This is a genomic window from Peribacillus sp. NPDC076916 (assembly GCF_050269675.1).
Taxonomy (GTDB): domain Bacteria; phylum Bacillota; class Bacilli; order Bacillales; family DSM-1321; genus Peribacillus; species Peribacillus aracenensis.
On sequence record NZ_JBNNIU010000003.1, the window covers coordinates 655,674 to 677,302 of the forward strand.

The 21,629-nt window shown below is 42.9% G+C and carries 21 protein-coding genes and 1 other annotated feature; of the genes, 19 read left to right on the forward strand and 2 right to left on the reverse strand.

Annotated features, from left to right (window positions below; genetic code table 11):
• Nucleotides 1-8 precede the first annotated feature (8 nt).
• From ACQKFG_RS12750 to ACQKFG_RS12760, 3 genes are all read left to right on the forward strand, one after another.
• On the forward strand, nucleotides 9-938 hold the full coding sequence (locus ACQKFG_RS12750) for a YsnF/AvaK domain-containing protein (RefSeq protein ID WP_427559405.1): 930 nt from the start codon (nucleotides 9-11) through the stop codon (nucleotides 936-938).
• Nucleotides 939-1,107: 169 nt separating this feature from the next.
• Complete coding sequence (locus tag ACQKFG_RS12755) at nucleotides 1,108-1,920, forward strand: general stress protein (RefSeq protein ID WP_427559408.1); 813 nt, start codon at nucleotides 1,108-1,110, stop codon at nucleotides 1,918-1,920.
• Nucleotides 1,921-2,257: 337 nt separating this feature from the next.
• Entirely contained in the window at nucleotides 2,258-2,641 is a 384-nt protein-coding gene (locus tag ACQKFG_RS12760) for a general stress protein (RefSeq protein ID WP_192206010.1), read from the forward strand.
• Between the two features lie 16 nt (nucleotides 2,642-2,657).
• Here ACQKFG_RS12760 and sspI read toward each other — a convergent pair whose 3' ends face one another.
• The gene (gene sspI, locus ACQKFG_RS12765) at nucleotides 2,658-2,867 is read right to left on the reverse strand and encodes a small acid-soluble spore protein SspI (protein WP_076364828.1); all 210 of its coding nucleotides are present in this window, start codon (nucleotides 2,865-2,867) and stop codon (nucleotides 2,658-2,660) included.
• Between the two features lie 122 nt (nucleotides 2,868-2,989).
• Here sspI and ACQKFG_RS12770 point away from each other — a divergent pair, with 122 nt between their 5' ends.
• The 4 genes from ACQKFG_RS12770 (at nucleotide 2,990) to ACQKFG_RS12785 (ending at nucleotide 7,905) form a co-directional block, all read left to right on the forward strand.
• Entirely contained in the window at nucleotides 2,990-3,748 is a 759-nt protein-coding gene (locus ACQKFG_RS12770) for a TrmH family RNA methyltransferase (protein WP_427559412.1), read from the forward strand.
• Nucleotides 3,749-3,792: 44 nt separating this feature from the next.
• Nucleotides 3,793-4,035 (forward strand) — a binding site (T-box leader).
• Between the two features lie 59 nt (nucleotides 4,036-4,094).
• A complete protein-coding gene (pheS, locus tag ACQKFG_RS12775; RefSeq protein ID WP_377420022.1) occupies nucleotides 4,095-5,135 on the forward strand; it encodes a phenylalanine--tRNA ligase subunit alpha in 1,041 nt (346 codons plus the stop codon).
• A 28-nt stretch (nucleotides 5,136-5,163) separates the two neighbouring features.
• A complete protein-coding gene (pheT, locus tag ACQKFG_RS12780; protein ID WP_427559416.1) occupies nucleotides 5,164-7,578 on the forward strand; it encodes a phenylalanine--tRNA ligase subunit beta in 2,415 nt (804 codons plus the stop codon).
• Between the two features lie 63 nt (nucleotides 7,579-7,641).
• Nucleotides 7,642-7,905 carry an alanine-zipper protein gene (locus ACQKFG_RS12785; protein WP_427559721.1) on the forward strand — a complete coding sequence of 88 codons (264 nt, stop codon included), beginning with the start codon at nucleotides 7,642-7,644 and terminating at the stop codon, nucleotides 7,903-7,905.
• Here ACQKFG_RS12785 and rnhC read toward each other — a convergent pair.
• Nucleotides 7,896-8,855: a ribonuclease HIII gene (gene rnhC / locus ACQKFG_RS12790; RefSeq protein ID WP_192206006.1), complete on the reverse strand. Its 960-nt coding sequence runs from the start codon at nucleotides 8,853-8,855 to the stop codon at nucleotides 7,896-7,898. The two genes, ACQKFG_RS12785 and rnhC, sit on opposite strands and share 10 nt — an antisense overlap.
• 172 nt (nucleotides 8,856-9,027) lie before the next feature.
• Between rnhC and zapA the strand changes: the two genes are divergently transcribed.
• From zapA to trxA, 12 genes are all read left to right on the forward strand, one after another.
• Nucleotides 9,028-9,288 carry a cell division protein ZapA gene (gene zapA / locus ACQKFG_RS12795; protein ID WP_048678967.1) on the forward strand — a complete coding sequence of 87 codons (261 nt, stop codon included), beginning with the start codon at nucleotides 9,028-9,030 and terminating at the stop codon, nucleotides 9,286-9,288.
• 4 nt (nucleotides 9,289-9,292) lie between these two features.
• Nucleotides 9,293-9,838 (forward strand): CvpA family protein, encoded by a 546-nt coding sequence (locus ACQKFG_RS12800; RefSeq protein WP_192206005.1) that lies wholly within the window; start codon nucleotides 9,293-9,295, stop codon nucleotides 9,836-9,838.
• Between the two features lie 210 nt (nucleotides 9,839-10,048).
• Complete coding sequence (gene polX / locus ACQKFG_RS12805; protein WP_427559421.1) at nucleotides 10,049-11,767, forward strand: DNA polymerase/3'-5' exonuclease PolX; 1,719 nt, start codon at nucleotides 10,049-10,051, stop codon at nucleotides 11,765-11,767.
• Between the two features lie 35 nt (nucleotides 11,768-11,802).
• Nucleotides 11,803-14,157, forward strand: a complete 2,355-nt coding sequence (locus tag ACQKFG_RS12810; RefSeq protein WP_349727863.1) for an endonuclease MutS2 — start codon at nucleotides 11,803-11,805, stop codon at nucleotides 14,155-14,157.
• Nucleotides 14,158-14,222: 65 nt separating this feature from the next.
• The gene (locus tag ACQKFG_RS12815; protein ID WP_061464317.1) at nucleotides 14,223-14,630 is read left to right on the forward strand and encodes a DUF350 domain-containing protein; all 408 of its coding nucleotides are present in this window, start codon (nucleotides 14,223-14,225) and stop codon (nucleotides 14,628-14,630) included.
• A gap of 216 nt (nucleotides 14,631-14,846) precedes the next feature.
• Nucleotides 14,847-15,605 carry a GNAT family N-acetyltransferase gene (locus ACQKFG_RS12820; protein WP_353872307.1) on the forward strand — a complete coding sequence of 253 codons (759 nt, stop codon included), beginning with the start codon at nucleotides 14,847-14,849 and terminating at the stop codon, nucleotides 15,603-15,605.
• 173 nt (nucleotides 15,606-15,778) lie between these two features.
• Nucleotides 15,779-17,476, forward strand: a complete 1,698-nt coding sequence (locus ACQKFG_RS12825; protein ID WP_427559426.1) for an AMP-binding protein — start codon at nucleotides 15,779-15,781, stop codon at nucleotides 17,474-17,476.
• A 199-nt stretch (nucleotides 17,477-17,675) separates the two neighbouring features.
• Nucleotides 17,676-18,263: a TetR/AcrR family transcriptional regulator gene (locus tag ACQKFG_RS12830; protein ID WP_192206000.1), complete on the forward strand. Its 588-nt coding sequence runs from the start codon at nucleotides 17,676-17,678 to the stop codon at nucleotides 18,261-18,263.
• A 123-nt stretch (nucleotides 18,264-18,386) separates the two neighbouring features.
• Nucleotides 18,387-19,160: an enoyl-CoA hydratase gene (locus tag ACQKFG_RS12835; RefSeq protein ID WP_353872305.1), complete on the forward strand. Its 774-nt coding sequence runs from the start codon at nucleotides 18,387-18,389 to the stop codon at nucleotides 19,158-19,160.
• Between the two features lie 123 nt (nucleotides 19,161-19,283).
• Nucleotides 19,284-20,057 carry an electron transfer flavoprotein subunit beta/FixA family protein gene (locus ACQKFG_RS12840; RefSeq protein WP_076364852.1) on the forward strand — a complete coding sequence of 258 codons (774 nt, stop codon included), beginning with the start codon at nucleotides 19,284-19,286 and terminating at the stop codon, nucleotides 20,055-20,057.
• Between the two features lie 70 nt (nucleotides 20,058-20,127).
• Nucleotides 20,128-21,105: an electron transfer flavoprotein subunit alpha/FixB family protein gene (locus tag ACQKFG_RS12845; RefSeq protein ID WP_192205998.1), complete on the forward strand. Its 978-nt coding sequence runs from the start codon at nucleotides 20,128-20,130 to the stop codon at nucleotides 21,103-21,105.
• 204 nt (nucleotides 21,106-21,309) lie between these two features.
• Nucleotides 21,310-21,624, forward strand: a complete 315-nt coding sequence (gene trxA / locus ACQKFG_RS12850; RefSeq protein WP_076364856.1) for a thioredoxin — start codon at nucleotides 21,310-21,312, stop codon at nucleotides 21,622-21,624.
• Nucleotides 21,625-21,629: the final 5 nt, after the last annotated feature.

A 21,629-nucleotide genomic window follows, 5' to 3' on the forward strand; every position in this document is an offset into this window, starting at 1 on the left:
AATGTAAAATGAATAAAACAGTATATGGAGTATATGAATCAAATGCAGAAGTGATCCAGGCAATAAATGCACTTAAGGCAAAGGGCTTTGAAGGGGACGATATCACGGTCGTCGCAGACAAGGAAGAAACATTGGATTTCACTAACACTCAACGCGAAACGGATGTTCATACAATGACGAATGTTCCTAATGACGAATCATTTATGGACAAGGTGGCACGTTTCTTCATGCCGGATGATACGGCAGACCTTTCGACAAGATTGGCGAATGCAGGACTTTCGAATAGTGAAGCGGCTGAACATGTCTTTGATGTGGAAAATGGAAAAGTCCTGGTTCTGGTAGAAGAAGGTGAAGGCCATCTTGGAACGGCAAGAGATAAATTCACGACCGGAAATATGGATACTGCCGCTACACGGCTTGATACAAATTCCACCAACCAACTTTATAATGGCACTGAAAGAACAGATGCATTAAATAAAGCAGATGTTTATGGAGTCAACGGACAAGGACGTGAATTGCCAGAGGATGAAAGGACGCTTAAACTTCGGGAAGAACAGCTGAACATTGATAAAGAAAGAGTACAGACTGGTGAAGTCGTCATTAACAAAGAAGTCAATGAACAGCATAAAACGATTAATGTCCCTGTTGAACACGAAGAAGTGACAGTCGAGCATAGATCAGTTTCAGGGCGTGAACCGGATCTGGAAACTGGAAGCATTGAAGATGGGGAAACATTACGGATTCCCGTTGTTGAAGAAAAATTGGAAGTTTCGAAAAAACCAGTCGTCACAGATGAAATTGTCATCAAGAAACATGCTGTACAAGAAACGGAACAAGTTCAGGATACTCTTAAAAAGGAAGACATCCAGCTTGATAGTATTGATGATTCGATCGTAAATGAGAAACAGGCAGCTGAACGTAGAACCGACCGCTTCTAAGAGTGAAGGAAAGTGGCCTGCAGTTTTATAACTGCAGGCTTCTTTTGGGTTTTAAAGACTTATTAAAAGTACGAGCCCAGGAAAGGCAAACCTTTTTGTTTAATTGGCACCCATCAGGGTATAAATACACATAAGAAGAAATTTCGGAATAATAGGAGGAGGAAGATGCATGGGAAAAACATTATATGGTGTTTTTAATACGGAAAGAGAAATAATCCAGGCTATTCAATCCCTCAAGGAAAAGGGGGTCCGTGAAGGAGAAATAACGGTAATGGCAGATAAGAAAGAAGATTTGGATTTCGTCAATCAAAAGCGTGATCCGGATGTCGACGTCGTTACTAACTCTAATGAGGATTCCTTCATTGATAAGATGAAACACTTTTTCCTGAATGAGGGTTCTGAAGATATAAGGAACCGGCTAGGTGAGTTAGGGCTTGCCGATAGTGAAGCCACCGCTTATATAAATGAAGTGGAGGCAGGAAAGTTCCTGATTCTGTTAGATGAATCGGAAACCGTATCAGCAAGTGAGAGCATAGCTTCCAATCGCATGGAGGATACGGACGAACCTTTAGAGAATCCGCTTAAAACAGGGGTGGTGAACAATCCGGATCCGAACCTTTTTCCTGAAACAACAGCGAATGCCTATCAAACAGGGGAAGTGGAAGCACAGCCAGGAAGAAGCGAAGAACTTCATGGGAATTCTGCGAACATCTTTGAAAATGAGGAGCTCGATACAAAACGAGCTCAACAAAGGGAAATCCGGGGGAACTCCACAGAAAAATTCAAGAAGAAAAAAACAGGGAATCATGAAGGGCAACTTGCAAGCGACCCTCATCCAGACCCGTTTTCTGCCGATACTGATAATGCCCTTGATGCTCAAGGATCACTGGAACGGACCATGAGCCCGAATGCCAGCAGGCAGCAAGAGGAAGTCTTGCAGGATGAATACATCAAAAATCGAATCAATACCGACAATCTGTAATACGCAAAATAACTGCCTGCACAAGGCTGTTCAGACTGTAGACAAACTAGATGAAAATCGAGTTTGTCTACAGTTTCTTTATGGCTTGTAAAATTGGGATGATGATTTTCTGGCACTCGCTTTCCTTGCTTTGGTTCAGTTGGTTCGTTTGATGAAGGATATATTTTCCCAACCCTTTTATCTGCAAACTGAACCAGGCATTTTTTTAAAAAAAACCTTTAGGCAAAGGGTTAGTCAGGAATTCTCAATGGACTATTTGCTTGTTTATTGTTAAAGCTGCAAGGTATAATGACAAAGGTATTTTATTTTAAGTAGAGTAACAAGGAGGGGAAGAAACATGGAAAAAAACGTATATGGTGTTTTTGACTCTAATCCGGAACTACTTGCTGCAATTCAAGACTTAAAAGCTAAAGGCGTATCTGGCACCCAAATGACAGTAGCAGCTAATATAAAAAATCATGTGCAGCTTGGAAATGAACATACGGATATCCTGATCATCGCCAATCAGGATAAGGAGGACACTCTTTTTTTAAGAATCTTCCACTACTTCACAGATGAAGGATCTGGAGATTTACGCAGCTTTTTCACGAAATACGGCTACTCTTATGATGAGACAAAAACGATGCTTGAAGAAGTGAGCGCAAAAAAATTCATCTTGCTGCTTGATGAAGAAGTCTCCATCGAAGAACTGAAGGCTTGCGAAGCGAAATCAAAAAAATAACAGCCTCTGAAGGCTGTTATTTTTTTAATCCTGATTCGAGAGCAGTGATCATTTCCTGTTTTTCCTGCTCAGATGAATTTTGCCAGATGACCTCGAATAATACTCCCAATCCAGGAAGCATTTTTTCCTCGCCATTTTGTATGGCATCGACAATCGTGTCTTCCAGCTGCTCTTGCGAATTTCCAGATACATTTTGGATGATCGCATTACGCAAGTTTAAATTCATAATTATTCCTCCTCTAACACATAATGACTGACATTCATAGCATTTCACAAACTCACATGCAATATGTATGTGAATTGCGTTATAATAGGAAAATCAGTGTGAAGTTAAAGGAGCGTTTACCCTTGAAATATATTGAATCCTTAAAAAACCCGCAAGTTAAACAATGGAAAAAACTTTTGACGAAAAAAGAACGAGATAAAACAGGTAAATATTTAGTCGAGGGTTTTCACCTAGTTGAAGAAGCCTTAAAAGAAGAAATCGTCTTGGAAGTGATCATCAATGAAGAAACTGAAATGCCTGCCCATTTTAAGGTGGAAGGCACAGAACTCATTTATGTGAAAAATGATATTATGAAGGCGATTTGTGATACCGAAGCTCCTCAAGGAATTGCTGCGGTTTGTGAACAGAAATCAACGAGCATGGCGTCCATCAATCCGGATAAATTATTGTTGATCGATGCCGTACAAGATCCGGGGAATATTGGAACGATGATCAGGACAGCGGATGCAGCTGGAATCGATGCGGTCATACTTGGCGAAGGGTGTGCTGACTTGTATAATCCCAAAGTGGTCCGTTCGACGCAAGGGAGCCTCTTCCATATGCCTGTCATTAAAGGGAACCTTTCCGAAGTCATCGATGAGCTGAAGGAAAGCGGCACACCGGTATATGGCACGGCATTAGAAGGCGCATCGCCATTTGAAGAAGTGGAAAAGTCTTCCCGATTTGCCCTGCTGGTCGGTAATGAAGGCCAAGGAGTATCGAAGGAATTACTGGAGAAAACGACTAAAAACCTTTATATTCCCATCTACGGAAAAAGCGAATCATTAAATGTGGGGATCGCTGCCGGGATTTTAATGTACTATTTACGAAAATCGATTTGAAACGGCCGAAGAATTATAATATAATAAAACAGAATTTTATAATGAAAACAACGATGACAAAGAGTAGTAGCTTAAGTTAACCATATCCAGGGAAAAAATGCCTTGACTGAAAGCATTTTTATGGCACTGCTTAAGGGAATTCACCTTTCGAGTTGGCATTGGGAAGACATGATGTCTGAAAAATGTTCCGGTGAAGAGCCGTTATTTTTTAATGAAGTGAGTGCAGAAGTTTTTTTGTTCGTGCACTAATAAGGGTGGTACCGCGATACATAAACCTCGTCCCTTTAGGGATTGGGGTTTTTTTGTGTTCATTTTTTACAAAAGGAAAATAAAGGAGGAAGACATGATGCAGGAACGTTTACTAGAACTGCAGGAAGAAGCGTTGCAAAAAGTTGCCGCCGCTTCCGAATTAAAAGAACTGAATGAAGTCCGAGTTGCTTATTTAGGGAAAAAAGGGCCAATCACTGAGGTATTGCGCGGCATGGGTAAATTATCTGCCGAAGAACGCCCAAAAATCGGGGCACTGGCCAATGAGGTAAGGGAAGCGATTGCAACAAAGATCGAGGAGAAACAAAAAGCACTTGAAACTGCGGCAGTCAATGCAAAGCTGGCAACTGAAACGATTGACGTCACACTTCCTGGACGTCCGGTTAACAAGGGGAATCTACATCCATTAACACGTGTCGTGGAAGAAATCGAAGACTTATTCATCGGTATGGGCTATACCGTTGCGGAAGGTCCTGAAGTCGAAAGCGACTACTACAACTTCGAGGCACTTAACTTGCCGAAAAGCCATCCGGCACGTGATATGCAGGATTCCTTCTACATAACGGACGAAATCCTGATGCGTACGCACACTTCACCTGTTCAAGCCAGAACGATGGAAAAACATAAAGGTCAAGGACCTGTTAAAATCATTTGCCCAGGAAAAGTATATCGCCGTGATAACGATGACGCTACACACTCCCATCAATTCCAGCAAATTGAGGGCTTGGTCATCGATGAGAACATCAGCATGAGCGACCTGAAAGGGACGCTTGATGTATTTGCGAAAAAAGTATTCGGGCAAGACCGTGAGATCCGTCTTCGTCCAAGTTTCTTCCCATTTACGGAGCCTTCCGTCGAAGTGGATATTTCTTGTAAAATCTGTGGTGGTAAAGGCTGCAGCGTATGTAAACAAACAGGCTGGATAGAAGTGCTTGGCGGCGGGATCGTTCATCCGAACGTCCTTGAAATGGCTGGCTTCGATTCCAAGAAATACTCTGGATTCGCATTTGGAATCGGCGTGGAGCGGATTGCCATGTTGAAGTATGGTGTGGATGATATCCGTCATTTCTATACGAATGATGTTCGATTCTTAAAACAATTCAACCATCATGAAGCATAAATTTTTATTTTAAAAAGGAGGACCTACCATGTTTGTGTCATATAAATGGTTACAAGATTATGTTGACCTTTCAGGCATCAATGCGACGGAGCTAGCTGACAAAATTACGAAAAGCGGCATTGAGGTTGAAGGGGTGGAAAAGAAAAGTGAAGGGCTAAAAGGGGTCGTCATCGGGCATGTCATTGAACGTGAACAGCATCCTAATGCGGATAAATTGAATAAATGCCAAGTTGATATCGGGGCCGAAAATCCCGTTCAGATCATCTGCGGAGCACCGAATGTCGATAAAGGCCAAAAAGTCGCAGTCGCTACTGTTGGCGCAGTCCTTCCAGGTAATTTCAAAATTAAGAAAGCGAAACTTCGTGGAGAGGAATCGCACGGGATGATTTGCTCGCTTCAGGAATTGGGCTTCGAATCCAAGCTCGTTTCCAAGGATTATGCTACAGGTATCTTCGTCTTCCCTAATGATGTGGAAGTAGGGAAAGATGCATTGGAGGAACTTGGTTTAAGTGATGAAGTGCTGGAACTTGGGCTGACTCCGAACCGTTCAGATGCATTGAGCATGCTTGGTGTTGCATACGAAGTGGCAGCCATTTTAGGCCGGGAAGTGAAATGGCCGGTTGTCGAGAAAGAAGAGGCAGCTGAAAAAGCAACTGATTATATCAGTGTCAAAGTTGAAGCGAAAGAAGATAACCCGATATACATTGCTAAAATCATCAAGGATGTCAAGGTCGGACCTTCACCGCTTTGGATCCAGACTAGGTTGATGTCTGCAGGTATCCGACCTCATAATAATGTGGTGGATATCACGAACTACATTCTACTTGAATACGGCCAACCGCTCCATGCTTTTGATTATGACCGCTTTGGTTCAAAGGAAATCGTCATCCGCAGAGCGAAGGATGCTGAAAAAATCGTAACATTGGATGAAGCGGAACGCACTTTGACACCTGACCATTTAGTGATCACAAATGGCAGCGAGCCAGTAGCGATAGCTGGTGTGATGGGCGGAGCGGATTCCGAAGTGAAAAATGATACGACGAACATCATCATTGAAAGTGCATATTTTGCAGGTACAGTGGTTCGTAAAGCCTCAAAGGACCATGGATTACGCAGTGAAGCTAGTGCCCGCTTTGAAAAAGGTGTCGACCCGGCCCGTGTACGTGAAGCTGGAGAACGTGCTGCACAATTGATTGCACAATTTGCAGGCGGAACAGTCTTACAAGGAGCAGCAGAAGTTGATGAATTGACAATGGAACCTGCGGTCATTAGCATCACTCTTAAAAAAATCAACACACTTCTTGGAACAGACATGACCGCATCAGTTGTGGAATCGATCTTCAAGCGTCTGCAATTTGGCGTGGAACTTGACAATGAAACATTCACAATCACCGTTCCGACGCGCCGTGGCGATATTACGATTGAAGCTGATTTAGTCGAAGAGGCTGCACGTCTATATGGATATGATAATATTCCCGCTACACTGCCGATCGGTGCTGCTGTCCCAGGCCAATTGACTGATTATCAAATTAAACGGCGGAAAGCACGCCGTACACTTGAAGGCGCAGGCCTTTATCAAGCGGTAACCTATTCACTGACAAGCCAGGAAAAAGCGTCCCAATTCGCTTTGGAAGCAAGAGAATCCATTCGCTTAGCAATGCCAATGAGTGAAGAAAGAAGCCAGCTGCGTTTAAGCATCGTGCCCCAATTGCTTGAAGTCGTGAAATATAACAATGCCCGCCAAATTGATTCACTGGCACTGTATGAAATCGGTTCGGTATTCTTTAAGCGTGACGAACAAGAACTGCCTGAAGAAAAAGAACATATTGCTGGAGCAATCACCGGTCTATGGGAGTCACATCTATGGCAAGGTGAAAAGAAACCAGTGGATTTCTTTGTAGCCAAAGGCGTGATCGAAGCATTATTCGACACACTTGGATTAGCTGATCAAATCAGTTATCGCCAAGCGAAAATCAACGACATGCATCCAGGACGGACAGCGGAAGTACTATTGAATGGTGAAGTGATTGGCTTTATCGGCCAAGTGCACCCAACAGTCCAAAAAGACTTGGATATTAAAGAAACATACATTTTCGAACTTTCCTTAAAAGCATTGGCCGAAGCCGAAGTCGCTCCGATTGCGTACCAAACCATTCCGCGCTATCCATCGACCACGCGCGATATCGCGCTCGTAGTGGATCAAGCTACGAAAGCCGGGGACATTCAGGAAATTATTGAAGAAGCCGGTGGCAAACTGCTGAAAGAAGTAAGCATCTTCGACTTATACGAAGGTGAAAGAATGGAGGAAGGCAAGAAATCCATTGCCTACTCACTGAAATACTTCGACCCGGAACGTACTCTAACGGACGAGGACATTACAAAAGCACACGATAAAGTTCTTGAAGCCGTTAAAGAAAAAGCTGGCGCAGAACTAAGAGGATAAAACCAAAAAGACAGCTCCCTGAAACATGGGGAGCTGTCTATTTTGATTTTACGAGTAAATGGGGTGAACTCACGAGTAAACAGCGCAAACTCACGAGTAAATGGCGCAAACTCACGAGTAAACAGCGCAAACTCACGAGTAAACAGCGCAAACTCACGAGTAAATTGCGCAAACTCCCGAGTAAACAGCGCAAACTCACGAGTAAACAGCGCAAACTCACGAGTAAATGGCACAAACTCCCGAGTAAACAGCGCAAACTCACGAGTCACAAACTCACAAGTTAAAGGCGGCTGTTCCGGAAGGTCAGCCGCTTTCTTCTATTTATGATATTTCTGTTGAAATAGTCGCTTCGCTTTTTCTGTGTTGGCAAAGTGGGTTTTCGTGAATTCGTGTAATGAATCGATTCCTTTTTCATGAATCAATCTTGCAGCTGCTTCATCGACTGCAAATCCGGCACCTTTAGGGATTTTGAATCCGGCTTTTTCACTCAGCAAGTCAAAGCGTTTGACGAATGCATATCGGGCAATGATGGATGCGGCTGCTACTCCAAGATGAATGCCTTCCGCTTTTGTACATAGATAGGTGGCATTAGCCTGGAATAGTTCTTGGCCTTTGAGGTAATTGAAAAATACCTCTGGTTGAGCGAATTGATCAATAAGGACCGCTTCCGCTTGTTCCGGCTGGATTTTTTGCATGAGATGCTTGATTGCTTGGTTATGGAGGAGTGCTTTCATTTTACCTTGTGACATTCCCTTTGCCTGCAGCGCATTATATTTCGGGTTGTCGCATGTGAGCAGGCTGAAGGGCACTACATCCTTAATCTGTTTGGCAATTTCGATGATCTGTGGATCTTTCAGATTTTTGGAATCCTGGACACCGAGCTCCTTCAATAGTGAGAGTTGCTCCTTTTTTGCATATACGGCTACGACGGTGATCGGGCCGAAATAGTCTCCTGTCCCGACCTCATCGGAACCGATCACTGACATGGTTCCGATATTTGCAGGCGGCGAATATCGATGGGCCTTGACCGATGCAGAGGATGCCGTTTTTTTCTTTGGAGCCGCAGCAGTGGTTCCTTTTTGCCATTTTCCCGCTTCTAGTTCGGCATTCTTACCTTGAAAAAGGACCTTACCGGATTTATAGGCCGTCACCGTACATAGCGGCGGTTTTGCGGAAAAGATGCTCCCCGGCGGCAGCTTGGCGGCCAAGGATGAAGAATAATGGGCCTTCATCGCTTTTATTTGTTCAGGATTGATAAGTAAAACAACATGGGACATAATGGGTTAGCTCCTAACTTCATTTTGTTTATTAGGTGATCTTCTTCCTAAATCCGCTTTCGTTTGACAAATTATTGAAATTTTTATGCGAGAAATGACGATGTACTCTCTTTCGTGACGAAAAACTTCATGATATGATAGAATTAGGATTGTTTAGATTGGGGGCATCATTTTGTCAGACGATAAACGAAATAAAACAACAGTTGATATATACGGACAACCATATACAATCGTCGGCACAGAAAGCGCAAGTCATATGCGCCTGGTCGCTTCGATGGTTGACGAAAAAATGAGAGAGATCAGGATGAAAAATCCATACTTGGATACAAGCAAGCTAGCGGTGCTAACGGCCGTGAATACCATCCACGAATATATTAAATTAAAAGATGAACTAGACCAGCTTCAACTGGAATTAAAGAGAGAGAAGGACTGAGTACATGCTTGATTTAGCAATTCTGGCCATTCTTTTAATCGGTTTATTAATCGGTTTAAAGCGTGGCTTCATTTTACAAGCGGTTCATATGACAGGGTTCATTGTAGCCTTCATCGTCGCTTATGTATTTTACGGAGATCTTGCTCCCAATTTGAAATTGTGGATTCCGTTCCCAACGATGGGTGATTCCTCGACCCTTAATATGTTTTTCGATACAGTCGGGCTTGATACGGCGTATTACAATGCAATTGCCTTTGCTATCATTTTCTTTGCTGCCAAGATCCTTTGGCAAATGATAGGATCCATGCTCAATTTCATCACCCACCTACCGATATTAAAGCAGCTGAATCGCTGGGGTGGAGGGATATTGGGTTTTCTCGAAGTCTATCTTATCATGTTTATTATATTATATATAGCTGCCATGCTGCCAATGGATTCCATCCAGAAACCATTAACTGGCTCATTTCTGGCAGAATCGATCGTGAAACATACGCCGTTCCTTTCCGAGCAAGTGAAGGAACTTTGGTTTCAGGGTGTAAAACAATCTTAATGTCAGTATAAGAGGGCCTGTCTCCCTTTCTCAAAGTCCTGGATTCCCATACTTTGAACGGGGGAGGCCCCTTTTTATGTGGCAGGATGTAACTTCCCCCTATTTGATTCGAAAGTTAAGAACCTGACTGCTTGTACTTTACCTCCAAGAAAGGTATCTTTAAGAAAGTGAACAATGGACACCCTACTAATTTTTTTGGCGGTGAATTATATGACAATTAATAAAAAAGATATCATTAAACTATTAGAAAAGATTGCAATATATATGGAACTAAAAGGAGAGAACCCGTTCAAGGTTTCAGCTTTCCGAAAGGCAGCGGGCGCCTTGGAAACGGATGACCGGAGCCTTTCGGCCATCGAGGATTTTACCGCTTTAAATGGAATCGGGAAAGGAACGGCCTCCGTTATCGAAGAGTATATGAATGAAGGGAAATCGACCGTGCTTGAAGAGCTGCAGGAGCAGGTGCCAAAAGGATTGATTCCGCTTCTGCAGCTTCAAGGTCTGGGCGGGAAGAAAATTGCCAAGCTTCATAAAGAGCTGCATGTCAATGATGTGAATGATCTTAAAATCGCCTGTGAAGAAGGCAGGGTCGCGGCGCTTGCCGGTTTCGGCAAAAAGACGGAAGAGAAGATCCTATCTGCAATTGCCGAGGCGGGTTCAAGGCCCGACCGGCTGCCCCTTGCCTTCATGAGGCCGATTGCGGATGATATTGAAACGGCCCTTGCTAACATGGAATACATCATCCGTTCTTCCAGGGCCGGCAGCATCCGGCGTATGAGGGAAACCATCAAGGACCTCGATTTCATCATCTCGACAGATCATCCCGAAGAAGTTAAGGATCAACTGCTTGCATTAACGGGAATAAAGCAGGTGATTGCAGCAGGTGATACAAAAGTATCGGTCGTGCTTGATTATGAATATGATATTTCTGTCGATTTCCGAATCGTGAAGGATCAGGAATTCATCACGACACTCCATCATTTTACAGGTTCGAAGGATCACAATGTGCGGATGCGCCAGCTTGCTAAAGATCGCGGCGAGAAAATCAGCGAATATGGGGTGGAAGTGGCTGAAACCGGTGATATATTGACGTTTGAAACGGAAGAACAATTTTATAATCATTTTGGTCTTCCTTTCATTCCGCCAGAACTGCGTGAAGACGGAACGGAAGTGGAGCATTATGATGCTAATGAACCTCTCATATCTTTAGAGGCCATCAAAGGTGACCTGCATATGCATACCACATGGAGTGATGGTGCCCATACGATTGAAGAAATGATTGAAGCATGCCGTGCAAAAGGGTATCGGTATATGGCCATCACTGATCATTCGCAATATCTGAAAGTGGCGAACGGCTTGACCGCGGAACGTTTGCGTGAACAAAAACGTATCATCCATGAGCTAAATGAAAAATACGCTGACTTTACCGTTCTTTCAGGGATTGAAATGGATATACTTCCTGATGGGACCCTTGATTATGACGATGAGCTGCTTGCAGAGATGGATTTGGTGATTGCATCGATTCATTCAAGCTTTTCACAGCCTCGGGAAACGATCATGGAGCGATTAAAAACGGCTTTGAATAATCCGCATGTAGATATCATTGCCCATCCAACGGGAAGGATCATCGGCAGACGAACCGGATATGATGTTGATATAGAGATGCTGATCGAACTGGCCCGTGAAACGAATACTGCCTTGGAATTGAATGCGAACCCGAACCGATTGGATTTGGCACCTCCCCATCTGCGCAAGGCACAGGAAGCAGGCGTTCCGATCGTGATCAATACGGATGCCCACAGCATCGACATGCTTGAACATATGCCTGTTGGGGTTTCATCAGCCAAAAAAGGCTGGATTAAAGAATCAACGGTTCTTAATGCAAGGGATACGGACGGATTATTGGCGTTTTTAAAGAGAAATGATTAACTATTTGCCCATAAATAAGGAGGAGCTTTAACTCCATGCATAATAAAGCTTTAAAGACATTGGAATTTCATAAAATAAAAGAACAATTAATTTCACACGCATCCTCATCCATAGGAAAAGAGAAGGCAGAGCAATTGATGCCTTCCACGGATTTTGAAGAGGTGTCGAGATGGCAGGAAGAAACGGATGAGTCAGCCAAAATCGTCCGGTTGAAAGGTAACTTGCCATTGGGCGGGATCTTTGATATCCGTCCGCATGCAAAAAGGGCACAGATTGGCGGAATGCTCTCACCGATGGAATTGATGGAACTTGCGAGTACGATTCGTGCCGGCAGGATCTTAAGCCGTTTCTTTGAAGAACTTGCAGAGCAGGAAATTGATGTTCCGCTTTTGGCCGAATATATCGATTCCCTTCATCCATTGATAGATTTGCAGCAGGAAATTACGTATGCAGTAAGCGAACATGGCGAAGTGATGGATTCTGCCAGCGACAAGCTTCGCACCCTAAGAAACCAAATTCGGACGAACGAAAGCCGCGTCAGGGAAAAACTAGAAAGCATGATCCGTTCTTCCAATGCATCAACAATGTTATCCGATGCCATCATCACCATCCGGAATGACCGTTTCGTCATCCCGGTAAAACAGGAATACCGGAGTGTGTATGGCGGAATCATCCATGATCAATCCTCATCAGGACAGACGTTGTTCATTGAACCACAAGCAATCGTTCAGCTGAATAATGCCCTGCAGGAAACCCGAGTGAAGGAAACGCAGGAAATAGAACGGATATTGGTCGAACTATCGGAAAAAGTCGGTGCGTACACTCCTGAATTGCTTCATAATGTCAAAGTGCTTGCCCATATCGATTTCCTTGTAGCCAAGGCAAAGTATGCAAAAGCGATAAAAGGATCCAAGCCGATTCTGAATGATGAGGGGCGCGTGAAATTATTCAAAGCGAAACACCCGCTCATTCCGAGTGATGTTGTCGTGGCCAATGATATTTTTCTTGGTGATGAATTTACGACAATCGTCATCACCGGTCCGAATACAGGTGGTAAGACGGTTACCCTGAAAACGATTGGCCTCTGTACGTTAATGGCCCAGTCCGGTCTGCAAATCCCTGCGCTGGATGGTTCCGAAACGGCTGTGTTTTCCTCCGTTTATGCCGATATTGGCGATGAACAGTCGATTGAACAAAGCTTAAGTACATTCTCCTCGCATATGGTCAATATTGTCGATATCCTTAAGCATGTCGATTTTGACAGCCTTGTTTTATTCGATGAGCTTGGAGCGGGAACTGATCCACAGGAAGGTGCTGCTTTGGCCATTTCCATTTTGGATGAAGTGTATAAGCGCGGAGCACGTGTGATTGCAACGACACATTATCCGGAATTAAAAGCGTATGGATATGATCGGGAAGGCGTCATTAATGCAAGCGTTGAATTTAATGTGGAAACCTTAAGTCCCACCTATAAACTTTTGATCGGTGTACCAGGTAGGAGTAATGCGTTTGAAATTTCCAAACGGCTTGGTTTGGAAGAAAGCGTGATAAGCAGCGCTCGCAGCCATATTGGTGAGGATACGAATAAAGTTGAGAATATGATAGCGTCCCTTGAAGACAGCCGCAAAAAGGCCGAGGAAGAAGAACAGGAAGCCAAGAATCACCTGGAACAGGCGGAAATTCTTCATAAAGACCTTCAAAGGCAAATTGGTGAATACCATGAAGAACGGGATGCGATGGTTGAAAAGGCAGCAAAAGAGGCAGCGGCAATCGTTGAAAATGCACAAAAGGAAGCGGAAGCGATTATTGCCGACTTACGTAAACTGCGACTTGAAAAGCATGCCGATGTTAAAGAGCATGAACTGATCGATGCTAAAAAGCGGCTTGAAGAAGCAGCGCCAAAAGTGAAAAAAACGTCAAATAAAGCTGCAAGGCCGCTGGATAAAAGCTTGAAACCTGGAGATGAAGTTAAGGTCGTAAGCTTTGGTCAAAAAGGTCACTTGATCGAGAAGGTCTCAAATAATGAATGGCAGGTTCAGATCGGCATCATGAAAATGAAGGTGAAGGAGTCTGACCTGGAATTCATCAAGGCCACAAAAGTAAAAGAAACAAAGCCCCTCACCACGATCAAAGGCCGCGATTATCACGTTAGCGTCGAACTTGACCTCCGTGGAGAACGCTTTGAAAATGCAATATCAAGAGTTGAAAAGTACATTGATGATGCTCTTTTGGCCGGTTATTCGAGTGTCTCCATCATTCATGGTAAAGGAACGGGTGCTCTTCGGTCCGGGGTCCAGGAATACTTGAAAAATCACCGCTCTGTCAAAAGGATTCGCTTCGGTGAAGCCGGTGAAGGCGGAACAGGTGTTACGGTGGTGGAATTTAAATAAAGGAAAGCGGTCACTCCGGCCATTCAGTCAAGCCGGGTGGCTAGTTACCATTCGGGAGTTGGACCATGGAGAACATGTGGGAAAATGAATATGTATATATAGCTGCTCGTTACAGTGTCGTTATTCTGTGCATGATTGTTTTTTTAGCCATTTTTGAACTTGTCACAAAGTACAAGAACTGGGAGGAAATCAAACAGGGAAACCTTTCTGTCGCGATGGCAACTGGCGGTAAAATATTTGGGATCGCCTATGTATTTCAACAGTCCATCCTCCATCAGAATTCGCTTCTTACCATGATTGGCTGGGGCGTATACGGATTTGTCCTTCTGTTGATCGGTTATTTCATTTTTGAATTTATGACTCCTCGATTTAAAATAGATGAAGAGATACAAAAAGATAATCGGGCAGTTGGATTCCTATCGATGATCATTTCAATCGCATTATCTTTTGTCATCGGCGCAGGGATTTCTTAATGCCCTTCATGAGAGGGAGTAAGCTGTGGAGAAACTAGCAAAAGTCCTAATTGTTTGTTGCGGAATCTTTTTTCTGTTTGGAATCATTTATATGACATTCTTCAACTGAAGCGGCCATGATGCCGCTTCTTTTATTTGATTTCAATTAAAAAGAGTGGGTGGTGGCATGTATAATAATAATGGTCAAATAGACTTTTCTAAAAGAGGAGGAGGATTATGGATCAGTCCCAATTGATACAAAAGATAGAAGAATTATCGCTGAATGCTTTACCGGCCATGCAAACCCAAATCTATGACGGATGGGTTATCCGATTTGCGGATGGATATATGAAACGGGCGAATTCTATCGCTCCCATCTATTTATCGAATGAAAATGTGAAAAAGAAAGTATTGAATTGTGAACAATTATATTTTGCTAGGAATGGTAAGGCAATATACAAAATGACTCCACAGTCAAAGCCCAACAACTTGGATAGTGTATTGGAAGAGTCTGGGTATGTCCTGGAGGGAACAACGAGTGTCCAAGTATTGAATTTGGCAGAAACTGAATCACTTAATGAAATCAATGTCATAAAGTATGATCATTTACATGATCACTGGTTTCATGATTTCTGCCTACTAAGTAAAATGAATGATCATGATCAAACCATTTTGAAAAAGATGTTAGGGAATATCATTCAAAAAAAATGCTTTATGTTGTTGACTGATGAGGGTGGAACCGTGACAGCATGTGGACTGGGCGTTTTGGAAGACGAATACATAGGCCTGTACAATATCATAACCCATGAAAATTTTCGAAACCAAGGCAATGGTGCCATCCTCATTCGTAATTTATTGCATTGGGGTAAAGAAAATGGAGCAAAAAATGCTTATCTTCAGGTGATAAAAACAAACGCGCCCGCTCTAAGCTTGTACGGAAAGTTGGGGTTTGAAGAAAAATATAAGTATTGGTATAGAATTAAAACTAAGGAGTAGAACCACTCCTTTTTTTGTTCCCCTTTTTAAGTGTTGCATCCAATATTCCCTGTGGGGTATAGGGCATTTTTCTCATCAGGGGGTCTTTTTACACTGAAATTCTGCAATTGTAAGAAAATCCCGATTGTATTATAATGAAAAGAGTATTGAGAATATTCAGAAGGAGGGGGCAAATGAGCAATAAGCCATGGCAAGCTATTTATCCGGAACAGATACCCGCTGTTTTGTCTTACGAAGATAAACCTCTTTATTCCTTTTTAAAGGAATCAGCCGAAGAATTCCCCGATAAAGTATCGATTCATTTCCAGGGAAAAGAATTAACTTTCCGGGAAGTGCATGAATCTGCTGTAAAGTTTGCAGCCTATTTAAAAAGTATCGGTCTTCAAAAAGGGGAACGTGTTGCCGTCATGCTTCCTAACTGCCCACAGGGTGTCATAGGCTTTTTTGGGATATTGATGGCCGGCGGAGTCGTGGTTCAAACGAATCCAACCTATACTGAACGTGAATTAGAATATCAAATGAAAGATTCCGGAGCGAAAATAATTTTGGCGATGGATATTTTATTTCCCCGTGTTGCAGCAGTGGCATCAAGAACGGATATAGAACATATAATTGTAACCGCTATCAAGGAATATTTACCTTTTCCAAAAAATCTTATCTATCCTTTTATTCAAAAAAAGCAATACGGCATTGTTATCAATGTGGAACATGAAGGGAATCATCATTTATTTTCCGAAATCATGAAACGAAAGATGACCGAAGAAGTCACTGTGCCGATCGATGTGGATAATGACCTTGCCCTTTTGCAATATACTGGTGGGACAACAGGCTTTCCCAAAGGGGTCATGCTTACCCATAAGAATATGCTTGCGAATACGAAAATGTGCAATGCATGGCTTTATAGAAATAAGCGAGGTGAGGAAAGGATCCTTGCAATTCTGCCTTTCTTCCATGTGTACGGTATGACTACAGTCTTGGTTCTTTCCGTCATGGAAGGAAACACCATGATCATCATGCCAAAGTTCGATGTTTTAGCGACGCTTAAAACCATCCAAAAACAGAAACCGACCATGTTTCCAGGAGCGCCCACGATGTATATCGGCCTCTTGAACCATCCGGATATCGCTAAATATGACCTTTCTTCCATCAATGCCTGTATAAGCGGTTCTGCATCATTGCCCATAGAGGTTCAAGAGCAGTTTGAGAAAATTACCGGCGGGAAACTTGTTGAAGGCTATGGACTTTCTGAAACCTCACCGGTGACCCATGCTAATTTCATCTGGGATCAGCCGCGTGTAAAAGGAAGCATTGGGCTGCCGTGGCCAGATACTGACTCGGTGATTCTGTCCCTGGAAACCTTTGAAGAGCTTCCCCCGAATGAAATAGGCGAAATTGCCATAAAAGGACCACAGGTAATGAAAGGATATTGGAACCGTCCGGAGGAAACGGAAAACACCTTTAGAAATGGCTGGCTGCTTACAGGAGATCTGGGCTACATGGATGAGCAGGGGTTCTTTTATGTGGTCGAGAGGAAAAAGGATACAATCATTGCAGGCGGATTCAATATATATCCACGAGAGGTGGAAGAGGTGCTATACGAGCATGAGGCCATACAGGAAGTGGTTGTGGCAGGTATCCCTGACCCCTATCGCGGTGAGACCGTTAAGGCCTATGTCGTACTGAAAAAAAATGCCAATGCCACTGAAGAGGAATTGAATGAATTTGCCAGAAAGAACCTGGCTTCCTATAAGGTGCCGCGCAGCTATGAATTCAGGGATGAACTTCCTAAAACGACGATAGGAAAGATCCTGAGAAGAGTCCTTATCGAGGAAGAAAAGAAAAAAATATCCGAGGAAAGAAAAGAAGCTTAAACTAGCACCCCCTTTTAACGGAGCAGCAGAAGAAAGCTCCGTGTTTTGCAGAACGGCTGGACAACCTATGGATGGGGGCTGTACAATGAACTGAAGTGAATGTCAGGACCCTAGAAGTTTTTGCTTGACAGTAAAGGGACGTCATTTTATGATAGAAATATGAATGATGATTCATTCATTTTCTGAAAGGGGACATCCAGTGAAAAGCAACAGACCAAAGTATAATCAAATTATTGAAGCGGCCGTTATCGTAATTGCCCAAAACGGTTACTATCAAGCCCAAGTATCCAAAATCGCCAAGCAGGCAGGCGTAGCGGATGGCACCATATATCTATATTTTAAAAATAAAGAAGATATCCTAATATCATTATTCCATGAAAAGATGGGCTCATTCGTGGAACAGATCGAAGAAGAAATAAAAGGAAAGACCACTGCTTCGGATAAACTGAGTGTGCTCATCCAAAAACATTTTAAAAACCTTTCAGAAGACGTGAATTTAGCAATTGTCACTCAATTGGAATTGAGACAGTCGAATAAAGAATTGCGCCTTAGAATTAATGATGTGTTAAGAGGATATTTAAATTTAATCGATCAGATCATTATTGAAGGAAAAGAGAACGGCGAATTCCTGCCTGATTTAAATAATTTACTTGCCAGGCAGATGATTTTTGGAACGATTGACGAAACAGTGACGACTTGGGTCATGAATGAGCAAAAGTACTCTCTTCCTGACCTTGCACCAGACGTTCACCGCCTGCTAATTGGCGGCTGTGGCTTGAAAAGTTAAATATTTAAATAGAGGATGGCTAGCCATCCTCGAAAGAATCGATTAATTCTGCTTCCCCTTTATCGGGAAGAATACATATTGAATTTTCAAAAAAGTTAGACTAGCATGCCTGGAGGGATTGATATGGAATATCTTAAGCTTTCTGTCGAAGATCATGTGGCTTTTATAACGATTGATCATGCACCTGCAAATGCGCTTTCTTCTGCTATCATCGGAGAGCTTTCACAGGCCTTCGATCAAATTGAGAAAGACGAGGCCGTACGGGTTGTCCTTCTTCATGGTGAAGGAAGGTTCTTTTCTGCAGGAGCAGACATTAAAGAGTTTACGGAAGTGGAGAACGGGAAAGCTTTCGAGAAGCTGACCAAGAATGGTCAATCTGTATTTGAGAAAATCGAATCTTTTCCAAAACCGGTCATTGCAGCCATCCATGGAGCAGCGCTTGGCGGAGGATTGGAGCTGGCCATGGCCTGTCACATCCGATTGGTCACCGAAAGGGCTAAACTTGGTTTGCCTGAGCTGCAGTTAGGCTTAATCCCTGGATTTGCCGGGACCCAACGTCTTCCTCGTTATGTAGGCATGGCAAAGGCTGCTGAAATGCTGTTTACAAGTGAACCGATATCGGGTACGCAAGCTGTGCAATGCGGATTGGCGAATCATGCCTTCACGGATGAAGAACTGATTCCAAAAGCAAAGGAACTAGCCAATAAAATTGCCAAGAAAAGCCCGCTGGCTTTAAAGTCGGCCATTGAGTTATTAAATTATTCTAAGCATGATTCCTATCATAAAGGTGTGGAAAGGGAAGCCGCCCTCTTTGGCCAGGCTTTCGATACCGCTGATGCACAAGAAGGAATAAGCGCTTTCATTGAAAAAAGGGAAGCTGTATTCAAAGGGAAATGATGATTTTCGTATAAATAACTATTTTTATATATTATGCAGGATTTTGATGAAATCTGTAGAACAATACTATATATCAATAAAATTCATAATCTTCAAAACTCAAATCATTCGGGAGGTATTATCGTGAACATTTATGTACTGCTGAAAAGAACATTTGATACAGAAGAAAAAATTACACTATCCAATGGGAAAATTAATGAGGATGGAGCAGAATTCATCATTAATCCATACGATGAGTATGCGGTTGAAGAAGCAATCCAGGTACGTGATGCACAAGGCGGCGAAGTAACGGTTATTTCTGTCGGAACCGAAGAGGCTGAAAAGCAATTACGTACAGCGCTGGCAATGGGTGCTGACAAAGCCGTATTGATAAATATAGAAGACGACATAGAAAATGGCGACCAATTCACGACTGCCAAAATTATAGGTGAATACTTAAAAGGTAAAAATGCCGATTTAATCATTGCAGGAAACGTAGCAATCGATGGCGGTTCTGGTCAAGTGGGGCCACGCGTTGCCGAAATTTTAGAAATTCCTTATATTACAACCATTACTAAACTGGACATAGCAAATGGAAATGTAAGCGTTATCCGTGATGTCGAAGGGGACTCCGAAACGATCGAAGCATCCCTTCCATTGTTGGTGACAGCTCAACAAGGGCTTAATGAGCCGCGTTACCCTTCATTGCCAGGAATCATGAAAGCGAAGAAAAAACCGCTTGAAGAATTGGAATTGGATGACCTGGATTTGGAAGAAGAAGATGTTGAGGCAAAAACAAAAACGATTGAAATTTACCTTCCTGCTAAAAAAGAAGCTGGAAAAGTATTGGACGGAGAAATCAGTGATCAAGTTAGCGAACTTGTTCAATTATTACGCAGTGAAGCAAAAGTGATTTAATCTTAAACGGTACTTTTCAAAACAATACACACGACAAAAATGAAAAATAGAGCACAGGAGGTTTTTATAAATGGCTAGAAAGTTTCTTGTATTGGGCGAAGTTCGTGACGGTTCACTAAGAAATGTATCATTTGAAGCTATCGGTGCGGCTAAACTTGCTGCAGATGGCGGGGAAATCGTAGGTGTTTTAGTTGGTGACAGTGTTCAAAATTTCGGGAATGAATTGATCCAGTATGGCGCGGACCGGGTTGTGGCAGTGGAAAATGACCAATTGAAACAATATACTTCAGATGGATATGCGCAAAGCTTGCTTGCCGTCATCGAGCAGGAAAAGCCAGAAGGCATTTTCTTTGGACATACGGCCCTAGGAAAAGACCTTGCACCTAAATTGGCTGGAAAGCTTGAATCAGGTTTGATCTCGGACGTTACATTTATTGAAGAAGAAGGCGGAAATATCGTTTTCACCCGCCCGATATATTCTGGTAAAGCATTTGAAAAGAAAATTGTTACGGATGGCGTGATTTTCGCGACAATCCGTCCGAACAATATCGAACCATTAGCTAAAGATGAGTCCCGCTCTGGTGATGTTTCTACATTAAGTGTGGACATTAAGGATTTACGCACAATCATTAAAGATGTTGTCAGAAAAGCTAGTGAAGGGGTCGACCTTTCAGAAGCGAAAGTAATCATCGCAGGTGGACGGGGCGTGAAAAGTGAAGATGGTTTTGAACCATTAAAGGAACTTGCACAAGTTCTTGGCGGAGCGGTAGGAGCTTCCCGCGGAGCATGTGATGCGGACTATTGCGATTACTCTTTGCAAATCGGGCAAACGGGTAAAGTCGTAACACCTGACCTTTATATCGCCTGCGGAATTTCCGGTGCGATCCAGCATTTAGCGGGTATGTCCAACTCCAAGGTTATCGTTGCCATCAATAAAGATCCGGAAGCTAACATATTCAATGTAGCTGATTACGGAATTGTCGGAGACCTTTTCGAAGTCGTTCCATTACTTACGGAAGAATTCAAAAAACTAAAAGTTAACGCTTAAAATAATACAAATTAGGGGGCAAGGCATTTGGCATAAGCCGATACATGTCTTGCCCCTTTCTTTGGGCTAAGAGGAAAGGACTTCGGCCTGCATATTTATTCTTTTTTTGGACATCCTACCACTGAAGCAAAATATTAGCATCGATTCGAGCAACAATGGTATACTGTCTTTAGTTATTTGAGTAAATTTGAGGAGGAAATATATATGGCTATTGTAAATGCAACTGACCAAACTTTCACAACAGATACTAGCGAAGGTGTTGTTCTTGTAGATTTTTGGGCTCCATGGTGCGGACCTTGTAAAATGATCGCTCCAGTTCTTCAAGAGCTTGATACTGAAATTGGCGATAAAGCAAAAATCGTAAAAGTGGATGTAGATGAAAACCAAGAAACAGCAGGAAAATTCGGTGTAATGAGCATCCCGACATTAATCGTCCTTAAAGACGGTGAAGTGGTTGATAAGGTTGTTGGTTTCCAACCTAAAGAAGCACTTGCTGAACTTATTGCAAAACACGCGTAATAGTA